This is a genomic window from Shewanella frigidimarina NCIMB 400 (genome assembly GCF_000014705.1).
GTDB classification, from domain to species: domain Bacteria; phylum Pseudomonadota; class Gammaproteobacteria; order Enterobacterales; family Shewanellaceae; genus Shewanella; species Shewanella frigidimarina.
In genome coordinates, this window is the sequence record NC_008345.1 from 603,930 (window position 1) to 617,161 (window position 13,232).

General features: G+C 41.4%; 8 protein-coding genes, 1 pseudogene and 1 riboswitch. Of the genes and pseudogenes, 5 read left to right on the plus strand and 4 right to left on the minus strand.

From position 1 onward, the window contains the following. Positions 1-280: 280 nt before the first annotated feature. Positions 281-1,539: pseudogene (locus tag SFRI_RS02725) on the plus strand (dicarboxylate/amino acid:cation symporter). A 146-nt stretch (positions 1,540-1,685) separates the two neighbouring features. Here the strand turns inward: SFRI_RS02725 and SFRI_RS02730 are convergent. Both SFRI_RS02730 and SFRI_RS02735 read right to left on the minus strand, forming a co-directional pair. Beyond that, positions 1,686-2,897, minus strand: a complete 1,212-nt coding sequence (locus tag SFRI_RS02730) for a hypothetical protein (RefSeq protein ID WP_011636018.1) — start codon at positions 2,895-2,897, stop codon at positions 1,686-1,688. Positions 2,898-3,104: 207 nt separating this feature from the next. Beyond that, positions 3,105-4,097 carry a class 1 fructose-bisphosphatase gene (locus SFRI_RS02735; RefSeq protein WP_011636019.1) on the minus strand — a complete coding sequence of 331 codons (993 nt, stop codon included), beginning with the start codon at positions 4,095-4,097 and terminating at the stop codon, positions 3,105-3,107. 175 nt (positions 4,098-4,272) lie between these two features. Here SFRI_RS02735 and SFRI_RS02740 point away from each other — a divergent pair, with 175 nt between their 5' ends. Continuing rightward, on the plus strand, positions 4,273-6,576 hold the full coding sequence (locus SFRI_RS02740) for a S9 family peptidase (RefSeq protein WP_011636020.1): 2,304 nt from the start codon (positions 4,273-4,275) through the stop codon (positions 6,574-6,576). An 89-nt stretch (positions 6,577-6,665) separates the two neighbouring features. Here SFRI_RS02740 and arcA read toward each other — a convergent pair whose 3' ends face one another. Continuing rightward, positions 6,666-7,382: a two-component system response regulator ArcA gene (arcA, locus tag SFRI_RS02745; protein ID WP_011636021.1), complete on the minus strand. Its 717-nt coding sequence runs from the start codon at positions 7,380-7,382 to the stop codon at positions 6,666-6,668. 665 nt (positions 7,383-8,047) lie between these two features. On the opposite strand from arcA, the gene SFRI_RS02750 reads away from it, so the two are divergent. The 3 genes from SFRI_RS02750 (at position 8,048) to SFRI_RS02760 (ending at position 11,943) form a co-directional block, all read left to right on the plus strand. After that, entirely contained in the window at positions 8,048-8,491 is a 444-nt protein-coding gene (locus SFRI_RS02750) for a DUF3293 domain-containing protein (protein WP_011636022.1), read from the plus strand. A 275-nt stretch (positions 8,492-8,766) separates the two neighbouring features. Further along, a riboswitch (Lysine riboswitch) is annotated at positions 8,767-8,941 on the plus strand. A gap of 134 nt (positions 8,942-9,075) precedes the next feature. Then, complete coding sequence (gene lysC, locus SFRI_RS02755; protein ID WP_011636023.1) at positions 9,076-10,455, plus strand: lysine-sensitive aspartokinase 3; 1,380 nt, start codon at positions 9,076-9,078, stop codon at positions 10,453-10,455. A gap of 369 nt (positions 10,456-10,824) precedes the next feature. Continuing rightward, positions 10,825-11,943: a succinylglutamate desuccinylase/aspartoacylase family protein gene (locus SFRI_RS02760; RefSeq protein ID WP_011636024.1), complete on the plus strand. Its 1,119-nt coding sequence runs from the start codon at positions 10,825-10,827 to the stop codon at positions 11,941-11,943. A gap of 71 nt (positions 11,944-12,014) precedes the next feature. Here SFRI_RS02760 and SFRI_RS02765 read toward each other — a convergent pair whose 3' ends face one another. After that, positions 12,015-13,151, minus strand: coding sequence for a site-2 protease family protein (locus SFRI_RS02765; protein WP_011636025.1), 1,137 nt, complete (start codon positions 13,149-13,151; stop codon positions 12,015-12,017). Positions 13,152-13,232 lie beyond the last annotated feature (81 nt).

A 13,232-nucleotide genomic window follows, 5' to 3' on the forward strand; every position in this document is an offset into this window, starting at 1 on the left:
TGATTTTAATGCTATACGCACAAATTTTAGCTGTTTTCGTAGTAAATCTGTCACTGGTTCTACCATCGTTAATGATTAACTAAGTATATAATCTGTTGTTATATCTAACTTTTATATTGCACGCTTGTTAAGCGTCGATTAAGTAATCACTTTTGTTCATAAGGTGATTGAAATATATTGCGCTATGTCTCAGTATTTCAGCGCTCGAAAAGAATAAACACCAGGATTGGTATAACAATAATTAGCAACAGAAGTTGCCATTTCGAAGGGAAATTTATAGATGACAAAATCACTTTCAGCACGGATCTTTATCGGTCTGTTTTTTGGGGTTCTGCTTGGTAGTATTGTGCAGTTTTTACTGGCAGATAATGCTTTTTTGGTGGCACGTTAGTTAGCCTAGCCAGTGGTGTTGGCACCATGTTCGTCAATATGATTATGATGCTAGTGGTTCCACTGGTGTTTGTGAGTATTGTGTGCGGTGTGTGTGAGTTACAAGATTTAAAAAGCTTTGGCCGTTTAGGGGGTAAAACCTTTGGGTTTTATATTATTAATACCATGGTAGCGATTTTAGCTGCTTTTACCGTCGCAATGATATTTGAGCCCGGTAAAGGCGTGGATATGTCGAGCAACGGTTCGCTGGATATTACCGCCACAGAACTGCCTGATTTAATGTCGTTAATTGTGAGTATTGTACCAAACAACCCGTTTTCAGCCTTTACCTCTGGCAATATGTTGCAAGTGATTTTTATGGCGCTATTAATGGGCGGTGTCATTAAATCAATGGGGCAATCGGTTGAGGGAGCAGTTAAAGGGTTTCAAACCGCCAATAAAATCATGATGCGTTTAATTTCAGTGGTAATGAGTTTAGCGCCATACGGTGTATTCGCCTTAATGTTTAAATTAGGCGCAACCTTAGAGCCTGAGATTTTTGTCAGTGTAGTTGAATATTTAGTGCTTATTTTGGCTTTATTATTGATTTGGATTTTTATCGTATACCCATATTCTGTTAGCCTGTTCACTCCTATTTCAGCGAAAACTTTCAGAGATAAAACTCAAGAACAAATTCTATTCTCATTGTCTACTGCTAGCTCAAACGCCACTATTCCGGTAACCATGCGTACTCTTACTGACAAGCTAGGTGTGAGTCAAGCTGTGGCTGGTTTTGGTGTGCCACTGGGGGCAACCATGAACATGGGCGGGGTGTCGATTTATATCACTATTGCGATTTTCTTTGTTGCAAACGCCTTTGGTATGCCAATCAGTAATGATCAAATTCCATCGTTATTGTTCAGCGTATTTTTACTGTCGGTGGGTGCTGGTGGTGTTCCTGGTGGTGGGATGGTGATGATTGGGGTATTGATTTACCAATTAGGCTTACCAGCAGAGGCATTTGTGATTGTTGCAGCATTAGACCGTATTATTGATATGGTATTAACCTCATGTAATGTGGTCGGTGATACTGCGGTACTAACCATTGTTGATCAAACTGAACAAGCGCATCAGCTTGAGGCTGCAAAAGCTGCAGCTGAGAAAGTATAAGATTCGCTTAGCAGTATGAATAAAATGGCCTGCTATGCAGGCCATTTTTTATGTCTAAGGTTTAAGGCCTTATGTTTAAGGTCATATGCTTAAGGCTTTAAATTGACGAATCTGTTACAGGGTCGCTGTGTCGAAAATAGTAGATGCTATCTATGCTGCATTTTATTTTCTATCTTGGTCATCAGCTTGAATGTCGTCTTTTCTAAATCATCTAATCCGCGATGAGCAACCTGCTCGTAAGAGCGATTAATATAGCGATAAGCTTGTGGGTAGTTGAACTCAATTATCTCAAGTTCTGCCAATTCATTCAGCGCCTGTGTTTGTCCTATGGGATAGTTCATCATTTGATGATATTCAATGGCTTTTTTAAACTGCTCTCTGGCTTCATCATTACGACCTATGCGCTGGTTTATCATGCCCGCAAGCTGTGAAATATAGCCCAATGTTAGCCAGTCTTTCACTTTAGCAGCATTGGTTTTGGCAATGGTAAGTACACCTAATGCTTGTTCTATTCTGTCGGTTTCGGTGTAGCTTTGCGCTAATAACAATCTTAGTCTGGCTAGCTCTCGCTCATCTTGCTGATGCGTAGCTAGATCGATTGCTGCTATCAATGTGGTATTAAGCTGTTGATATTGCTGTTGCTGCAATTGGATGCTGGCTAGCAGACGTATGGCAACTAAGTTGTCTGGTGTGGAGCGTATGAGCTTGGATAAGTGCTGCTCAGCAGCTTTAATGTCGCCAAGTTGTAGCTGTGTCATTGCATTGAACAACAGCGGTTCACTAAGACGTGAATGGTATTGAGTTGTTGTCTTTTTATGATGTTGATTCTGTTGTAAATTATTTTGTAAATTGTGTTGTGGATTGATCCGCTCAGTAATCTCGTTTGCTGCTGTTAATAACGCTTGCTCGATGCTTGAAGCGTTAATGACTCCCACTTTTGTATGATGCTGCTGATGTAATGTATATGCTAATTGATATTGATTATTGGCACTGGTAATACTGGATTCAATCACCAACCCCGCACCAGAAACAGCCATTAATTGCTGAATGTCGACAGTTTGGCTCAAGTGGTCATTAGCGATAAGCGAGATGATATTTATAATATCTTCGGTTTGCAGCAATGGGTAACTAACACTGACATTGAGCTTATTGATAAGCATATCCATCGCGGCATAGCGATTCCATTGTGAGTCTGTATTGTCTGTTGCGAGTTGCACTGGAAGTACTAAAATAGTGCCAGTTTCTATTGTAGGTGCTTTAGTGGATATCAGATAAGCATAAGCACTCATGCTAATAAGCAATAAGAGTAAAATAGCCGCAATATATTTATTTTTATTCGATGATCTGGCGTGCGGCATCGTTATAGTCCCTTATTAATTTCCTTAAAATAACTTAGTGGGTATTTAAGTTATTGTAAAGAAATGATTCTTTACTCTCGTTTCCTGACCACAATGCAACATTGTGGTTCACTGTATTTGTTCACTTTAGTCAGATCATCAATGAGTTCAACAGCAGCGCATAAATGAAAAAACCGCCAGAAGGCGGTTTTTCTACAGCATAATCAATTAATCAATTGATGGCTCTTCGCTGTAATCAATACCATGGTAGCTCAAGCAGGTATCAACTTCGTTAGCGCTACCTAAAATCACCGCAACGCGCTGATGAATTTCGGTTGGCTGAATGTCCAAAATAGTTTCATAACCTGTTGATGCCTTACCGCCAGCTTGCTCAACTAGCAATGCCATTGGGTTGGCTTCATACATTAAACGTAACTTGAACGGTTTGGCTGGGTTTTTATTGTCTGTCGGGTAAGAAAATATCCCGCCACGGCACAATACACGATGCACATCACCGACCATTGCTGCAATCCAACGCATGTTAAATGATTGCTCACGAGGTCCTATTTCTCCGAGTAATAAGTCGGCAATATAGGTTTGCATTGGTGCTTCCCAAAAACGCTGGTTTGACATATTAATGGCAAACTCGGCAGTGTCTGGGGTTATTTGCACGCTATCGTCGGTCAGTAAAAACTCTTGGCTGTCTGGAGCAAGAGTATAAAACTGAGTGCCTTGGCCTGTGGTTAGCGCCATCATGGTTGATGGGCCATACAACACATAACCCGCAGCAACTTGTTTGCGGCCAGCTTGTAAAAAGCTTTGTTCGTTTAACTCACCAGCGGGTGCAGGTAATACTGAAAATATAGTGCCCACTAATGAGTTGATGTCGATATTTGATGAGCCATCGAGTGGATCAAAACACACCAGGTATTCACCTTTAGCATTCACCTCAACCACATAATCTTCTTCTTCAGACGCTAAACCACGTACATTGCCATCGGCTTTAAGGGCATCTTTAAGCATGTCATTGGTGATTACATCCAGTTTTTTCTGGGTTTCGCCTTGAATATTTTCTTGCTCTGTTGCACCCAAAACGCCCGCTAATGCCCCGTGACGAACCGCACCACTAATGGCTTTTGAGGTATCAGCTAAGGTTAATAGTAGTTGTGTTAAAGACGCGTTTACGGCTTGTACGCTAAGGGTTTGTGCCAAAGTCTGCATGATTTTTCCTATGAGATTTTGCGAGGTTAAGGTCGATGTTGTTAATTCTTATCAGTTATGTGCAAATCATACCCCACAATGACGCTAATTTCAGCGATTGTTATCTGAGGTTTTGGTTTTACTGTTAATTGAGGCAAAATGTGGGCGGATTGAATTGCCCCAAGGATTAATAATAATGACAACAACATGGAAGCATCATGCTTTAGCGGCAGTGTCTGCCGTGCCACTTCTTTTTACTAGCTCGGTTTTTTCAGCAACAGCAACCGCTCAAGGCAGCATAATGAACTCATCAACTACCGCGACACTGACTGCAATCAACGGTAGCACTACACCACTGACCATTGAACGTATTCATGCGTCACCAGCCGTAGCAGGCTCAAGCCCTCGTGGGTTGGCCTTATCGCCTAACGGAAAGCGTGTAACCTATTTATCGAACCGAGCCGATAATCAACATTTGTATGATTTATGGCAAATGGATATCGCTACGGGTAAGCGCAGTATACTGATTAATGCTGATCAATTAGAGGCTGGAGAACTGTCTGATGAAGAAAAAGCTCGCCGAGAGCGCCAACGAATTTATGGCCAAGGGATCATGGAGTATTTCTGGTCTGAAGACAGCCAACATATTTTAATCCCTGCTGCGGGTAAGTTGTATTTATATGACGTTGCCAGCAATAAGGTGGCTGAGCTTGCAACCGGTGACGGTTTTGCAACCGATGGGCGTTTGTCTCCAAAAGGTCACTTTGTGTCGTTTGTGCGCGATCAAAACTTATTTGTATTGTCATTGGATAGCCAAAAAGTAACGGCACTCACCACAGATGGTAAAGGGCCAATTAAAAATGCCATGGCAGAGTTTGTTGCCCAAGAAGAAATGGACCGTATGACAGGCTATTGGTGGGCGCCCGATGAGTCTGCAATTGCCTTTACTCGTATCGATGAATCCGGTGTTGAGTTAGTGACTCGTAATGAAATTTACGCCGAGGGGATTAAATTAACCGAGCAGCGTTACCCTTATGCAGGTAAAGCCAATGTTGAGATAGCACTGGGTGTCGTGACCTTAAAAGACCGCTCCATTAGCTGGATTGATTTAGGCAAACAAAAGGACATGTATTTACCTCGCGTAGATTGGCTACCCGACAGCCAGCATGTGTCGTTCCAATGGCAAAGCCGCGATCAACAAACGCTGGATCTACGCATTGCTGCAATCTCTCAGCCGACACAAGCTAAAACGGTGATTGAAGAGCGCAGCAAAGCATGGGTAAATTTAAACAATGATTTACACTTCCTAAAGCAACAAGCGGCCCTTATTTGGGGCTCTGAGCGTGATGGTTTTAATCATCTGTATTTATTTGACTTACAAGGCAAACAACTTAAGCAATTAACCCAAGGTGATTGGGCTGTTGATACACTTGAGTTTGTCGATGAAGCAACGGGTTGGGTATATTTTAGCGGTCGAAAAGACAGCGTTGTTGAGCGTCATTTGTATCGGGTTAATCTTAATAAAGGTATGGATTCTATTGAGCGAATTAGCCAAGCATCGGGTATGCATGAGGCTGTATTTGCGGATAAAAAGCCCGTTTATTTAGATTACTTTAGTAGTTTACAGCAACCGCCGCAGATAAGTTTGCACAATGATTCTGGCAAGCAGTTAGCTTGGGTTGAGCAAAATGACATTGATAAAAATCATCCGCTTTATGATTATGCAGGTTTATGGCAAATGCCTGAGTTTGGTCAATTAAGCGCTGAAGATGGTCAAGCATTGCAATACAGATTGTTTAAACCAGTGCCTTTTGATGCCGCTAAGCAGTATCCGGTTGTGGTGCGTGTATATGGTGGGCCGCATGCTCAGCTAGTGGTCAACAGCTGGAGCGAAGCAGATTATTTTACTCAATATTTACTGCAGCAAGGCTATGCGGTATTTCAATTAGATAATCGTGGTTCAGCGCACCGTGGGACTCAATTTGAACATGTGATTTATCAAAACATGGGTGATGCTGAAGTAAACGATCAAAAAGTTGGCGTTGATTACTTACGTAGCTTGCCATTTATTGATGGTGACAACATTGCTATTTATGGTCACAGTTATGGTGGTTATATGGCGTTGATGAGTCAATTTAAAGCACCAGGTTATTTTAAAGCGGCAATATCGGGTGCGCCAGTAACGGATTGGCGTTTGTACGACACTCATTATACTGAGCGTTATATGGGTAACCCACTAACCAATAAAAAAGGTTACGACGCTAGCAGTATTTTACCTTATGTAAAAAATTATCAATCGGGCTTATTGATGTATCACGGTATGGCTGATGATAATGTCCTGTTTGAAAACAGCACTAGAGTATATAAAGCGTTACAAGATGAGGGTAAGTTATTCCAAATGATGGATTACCCAGGGTCTAAGCATTCAATGCGTGGCGAGAAAGTGCGTAATCATTTATATAAATCATTAGCGGCATTTTTAGATCAACAGCTGAAGTAATCACTATGGCGTTCCATGATTAACTAAAAAGCAGATATAAAAAAACCAGGTGATTCACCTGGTTTTTTATTGCGGCTAACCTTAAAAGATTATGCTTCTAAGTCACCACAAAAACGATAGCCTTCACCGTGAATTGTCGCGATGATTTCTGGCGTATCAGGCAAGCTTTCAAAGTGCTTACGGATACGACGAATTGTCACATCAACAGTGCGGTCATGGGGCTTTAATTCACGGCCAGTCATTTTTAACAACAAGTCAGCTCGTGTTAAAATTTTACCTGGGTTTTCAACAAAGTGAAGCATCGCACGGAACTCGCTGCGTGGAAGCTTATAAGCTTCGCCCTGTGGGTTTACCAAAGAACGGCTATTGATTTCTAAGCTCCAACCGTTAAAACGGTAATACTCAACAGAACCTTTTTCTTCAGTTTCTGCTGCAGCATTATTAACGCGAGTTAATAGGTTGCGAGCACGAATCGTTAATTCGCGAGGGTTGAACGGTTTAGTGATGTAATCATCAGCACCAATTTCAAGACCTAGAATCTTATCAACTTCGTTATCACGGCCAGTCAAGAAAATAAGACCGATGTTATTAATTTCACGTAGCTCACGAGCTAATAATAAGCCGTTTTTGCCTGGTAAATTAATATCCATAACAACAAGGTTAATCTTATTGTCTTGCATGGCTTTATGCATTTCTGCGCCGTCGTTAGCTTCAGTGACAACATAACCTTCAGCTTCAAAAATACTGCGTAATGTATTACGAGTTACAGCTTCATCTTCAACAATTAAAATGTGCGGATTTTGCATGATATTTACCTGATTTTATAAAATTCGATTCTAGCCACAGTGTGCTAATTAGATTGCAATAGCGCTTTAGCTAATGCGCTAACATTCCGATATTTTTTGGTGTTTATCTATGTCTACCCTGAATTAAACACTCTCTATAAACTCTATTATGTAACACTTAATGCTGGTTACTGAGTCTGCTTACGTCGATTAATTTCCACTACGCCAAGGTACGTGTTTGCACTTATGCATGATGGTGTAAAATTTGTTGCACTTAAGCTTACTTACTATGAATGCGATTTAGAAAGATAGTTCCTTCTATAGCAAACTTATTTAATCGTATTAATGTTTTATCAAATGTAGAACAAATTTAGTACGACTGTAAACTTTACATCAAAAAATCATCACACTCACAACAACATTTGCTGAGTTTTTGAGGTGTATGTAGCTAACTTTGCTACAGTGATTTAATAGTGCGTGATGGTTATTGTACTCGTTTTAGGCATTTGTTAACAAATTAAATGTTAAAAAATTAATATAACACTCAAGTATATGAAAGATTAACCTTGCTAAGACAATAATAATTAATGGTTTTCTAATATAATACTGTTGATTTAGATAGCAGACCTTTTAGAACTCTAACCTATCTGCTAGACTAATTTTGGCTTAATTGACGAAAATTTATTATGGAAAATGTTATAGATACATTGTGGAATGAGTATCAAAGCACTCATTTTTTGTTCACTCAACGCCTTTCACATGATTTCCCATTTGCTATTGTTACTGCTCATAACCCTCGTGGTTCAAGACTCTCTCCTAGTCAAAATCGCTTACTCGATCGTCAGCTTCAATCTAAAATTCAACAATATAACCGCCCCTATCGTGCGCTAATCGGTGCAGCACCTGATTTGTCGCATATGGAAAAGAGTTGGGCGATTTTTATTGATAAAGAACAGGCTATTGAGCTTGGCAGAGAGTTTAATCAACATGCAATTTACTACGTTAATCAAGGTTTACTATCTTTGATTGCGTGCCTTGATATTATCAAACCTGAAGTTGATATGGGGATGTTTAACCACCGATTAAGGGTGGTGAGTGAGTGGCCTGAGATAGGCTCGTATACTGGGTAAATAATGGCGTAATTTAAACTGCACCGTTGTAGAAGAACAACTGATGTATTATTTGGGGACAATCAATGTTCGATTGTCTCGGTAATTTACCATTCATAATATTTTTTGCATATATATTGGCGTTTTTTCGTAATAGAGAACAATCATTAATTAGAGGGCACAGCAACAGAATATCTCAACGCAACGATATTTTTTATCGCAGCAGTGTATTTTTACTGTGTTTGCTGATTGACTTGATAGGTGATTTGTTGCTATTTTCAACCCACTCCTTCGGGAGGAACAGAAGAGGAGCGTTAACTAGGTAGTAAGTGAGAGGATGCCAATCCGATGACCACTTATGATGGAGATTAGCGCCGAGGTATCAGTTTGTTTGGCAAACATTGATATCGGTCGATTAGGCTGAATCCTAACGATTGTCACCTATTTTTTTGGTGGAGAGCTTCTGGTGATGATTGCTGTTTCCCTTCTATAAGGGTGCGTTATCTTAGCACCAGGCTCTTCGAACGTAGTGTGTTCGGAGCGTATATCATGTTAGTAAATCACATCTTATTTTTTAGTCTTTCGCAAACAGCGGAGGCATCAGTATGAGCTTTGTTCAGTCTGAAATAGATACCCCAGAATTAGTCGTTGCCAAATTTGGCGGCACGTCAGTTGCTGATTACGCCTCTATGAGCCGTTGTGCAGATATTGTGTTGGCTAATCAAGCTACTCGTCTTGTGGTAGTAAGCGCCTCCAGCGGAGTGACCAATTTATTAGTTGAGTTAACTCAAGCTAATGTTAATGATGAACGCCGTTTGGTATTGCTTAAGCAAATTGCTCAAATTCAATATGCGATATTAGATGAACTCGGTCGTCCGCAAGACGTGGCAGCCAGTATTGATAAAATACTCAGCCGGATGTCAGTACTCAGCGAATCGTTAGAGCTGAATCGCAGCAAAGCGGTTATGGACGAGTTACTGTCGACGGGAGAGCAATGTTCATCGATTTTATTTTCTGCGGTTATTCGGGAAAAGGGCACCGCTTCAAATCATTTTGATGTGCGCCAAGTATTACGTACCGACAGTCACTTTGGTCGCGCAGAGCCACAAATTGAAGCTATTTCAACGTTAGCGGGTGACTTTTTACAGCCATTACTTGCGCGTTACGTTATCGTTACTCAAGGCTTTATTGGTGCAGATGAAGAAGGACGAACAACAACATTAGGCCGTGGTGGCAGCGACTATTCGGCGGCATTACTTGCCGAAGCGCTTCGTGCCACAGCGGTTGAGATTTGGACCGATGTAGCCGGTATTTATACCACTGATCCACGCCTTGCCCCTAATGCCCGCCCGATTGCTGAAATTAGCTTTAATGAAGCCGCTGAGATGGCTACCTTTGGCGCTAAAGTATTGCATCCCGCCACCATTTTACCGGCAGTAAGACAAAAAATTCAGGTGTTTGTGGGTTCAAGTAAAGCGCCTGAATTGGGCGGTACTTGGATACGTCATCAAGTTGAAGATACTCCGGTGTTTAGAGCGGTGGCATTACGCCGCGATCAAACTTTACTTAACTTGCATAGCTTGCAAATGTTACATGCTCAGGGCTTTTTGGCTGAAACGTTTGCGACATTAGCGCGACACAAAATATCAGTCGATTTAATCACGACCTCGGAAGTTAACGTCTCGCTAACCTTAGATAAAACGGGTTCTGATTCAAGTGGTCAAGGGTTACTCAGTGAGTCATTACTACAAGAGTTGTCGCAACATTGTCGTGTAAGAGTTGAGGAAAATTTAGCGTTAATCGCCATCATCGGTAATCGTATTGCCTCGACGGCTGGCATTTGTAGTCGGGTATTTAAAGTGCTTGAAAACCACAATGTTCGGATGATTTGCCAAGGTGCAAGCCCACATAATTTATGTGTGTTGGTAGCAGAGTCGGAAGCGGCGCAAGTGGTTAATGCCTTGCACCAAAACTTGTTTGAGTAATACCAATCCTATTAAAGATGTGATCTTTCAGCGGGAGTTCAAAGTGCTGTAGGCAAGGCAGATGATTGAAGCGAATAGTGATTCTCGGTAACAAGCTCCTGCATTACTCACCTCCAGCATCTGACCGCCATGAAGGGTGGAGATGTCTTATTTTTTATGGAAAAAAATAGACCATGCAGTCGTATTTTGAAAACATCTAACGCAGCATAAAGTACTTTGAAACCCGCCAGAATGGAGTCTCTCAGGTATTCCACTTCTGTGTTGCATCGATTTAAAAGGGAACAGCCATTTCTACATCAATGCGCCTTGAATTGAAAAACCTGAGAGACTCTGAACTGACCAGATATTTAATGAGATTGGTATCATCATATGACTAAAGCAATACAATCGTCAGTTCAAGTTGGAGAACTGGCGACAGGGCAAGCATTGACCGTTCCAATATATTCATTCATGGGTAGCGAAAATTCAGCGCCGAGTGTGTATATTCAGGCCAATGTTCATGGCGCAGAAGTGCAGGGTAATGCGGTAATTTATCAACTGATGACCTTGTTGGAAGGTTATCAGGTTTTAGGTGATATTACGCTTGCACCCTTAGCCAATCCTTTAGGAATTAATCAAAAGAGTGGTGAGTTTACTTTAGGGCGTTTTGATCCCATTACAGGGGTTAATTGGAACCGCGAGTATTTTGATCACAACGTCGATATTCAAAATTGGTATGCCGAGCACCAACATTTAACCAATAGTGAACTGTTTTGCGCCTATCGTTCAATGTTGGTAGAAACTTGCCAGGCGCGTCTAACTCATTCTTTTGGGATTTCAACAGGTCATCGGTTAGCGGTAAATTTACAGGCTATGGCACACCAAGCAGACATCGTGCTTGATTTGCATACCGGCCCTAAATCATGCAAACACTTATACTGCCCCGAGTATGATATTGATGCGGCGAGATTTTTTTCGATACCATATACATTGATTATCCCCAATAGCTTTGGCGGCGCGATGGATGAAGCGACCTTTTGTCCTTGGTGGCAATTAACCGAGTATGCGACCAGTCAAGGCCGAGAATTTTCCGTACCTGTGTCTGCATTTACCTTAGAGCTTGCAAGCCAAGAACGGATTGATTTAGCAGATGCGTTAGAGGATGCCAAAGGCATATTGGCCTATTTAAGCCACCGCGGCGTGATTGCTGAAAAAGTTAATCCAGCCAGTATGGAAAGGTTTGGGTGTTACTTGAAGGATTATAAGAAGTTTCATGCACCTAAAGCTGGCTTAATTGAATATTGTGCGAGTGTTGGCGAACCATTAACAGCTGGTAAACCTTTAGTGAACATTTTACGCATAGACTTGTATGGTTCTGAGCAGGCTTACCAAGCCATTAGTTTACCCATGGATTGTGTGCCTATTTTGCACTTTGCTTCAGCATCGGTACTTCAAGGAACGGAGTTGTATAAGGTGATGACTAATGTGTTTCCATTACAACCTAGTTGATTAATAGCTTTGGCTAAGTAAAACAAAAACGCCTACAATTGCAGGCGTTTTTGTAGATGTGTAAATTACAATTAACTGCCTAAAATCTGCAGCGGAATCGCTAACATTTCGTCGCCAGAAGCAGCAAAATACCAAATAATACCCACTAAACTTGCTACCGTGAGCAAATACCATACTGTAGAGAAAATTTGCCCGTAACGATCTAGCGGCAATAAATGACTTTGATGACGACCGCGCCATTCAAATACAATTTCTACACTGCCGATCAGTAACAAAAAGCCAAGTAAGGCTAGCCCTAAGCTATAGCTAATGAACACACCGATAGCGGCACCAGCAATACAAGCAACTAGACCGACAACACTATTCATCGAAAAGCTGATACTTTTTAAAATATGCCCGCCATCGAGAGGTAAAATGGGCAGTAAATTAAACAGATTTAGCAGTGCATTGAATGCCGCTAACCCAGCAAAGAATACGTTACCGGTTAGCCAATAAAGTCCTAGTGAGATAATCGATAAAATGAGTCCAAAAGTGGGGCCCATAATCGAAATATACACATCTTGCCAGCGGGTGTTGATGCGTTCATCACTTAGCGCTAAGCCGCCAACAAAAGGGATTAAATAGATCCCTTTGGTTTTCATGCCGAAATGTTTCATCGCTCGAATATGACCATATTCATGAAATACTAAGCAACCGATGAGAGCTAAGGCAAATTCAAATGAAAATAACCAAGAATAGGCCGCTACACTGGCTCCAGCAAAAAGGACCTTAACCACCTTGGCACTTTTTAGTAGCTTAAAACCTAATGATGCCAGCCCAACAACACTGAGCTTTTGATTTTTTACTGCTGCAATTTCAGGTGTTTGACGCTCAATATCTTCAACGGTGCGTTGGCCTTGGGTTATGGATTCATCATCTATTAATAAACAATAATCCAGTTGAAATGGTTGCCAGTTAACATCGATTTCTAATCGTATCGGTAGTGAACCAATATTGGGGTTAACGGGGTCGTCGTTGTTGATATTTGTTTCAGTCGGTACCGATGTTTGAGCGGTCAGTTCAAATGAATGGATATGAAAGGCTTGGTCACTAGCGCTTGCAGACTTTTGCGATACAAGTTGATTATCCCAATAAAGTTGCTGCCAACCCGCAATCGAGCCTTCGAGTCGCAGACGTTTACCTAGACATTCAATATTTAGTAATTCCATTAAGGATTCTCAGGGTTTATGGACGGTGAGCATGGGGGCATTTTGCCAGAGCTATGTGTGTTGCTCAATGGGTTCGTCAAT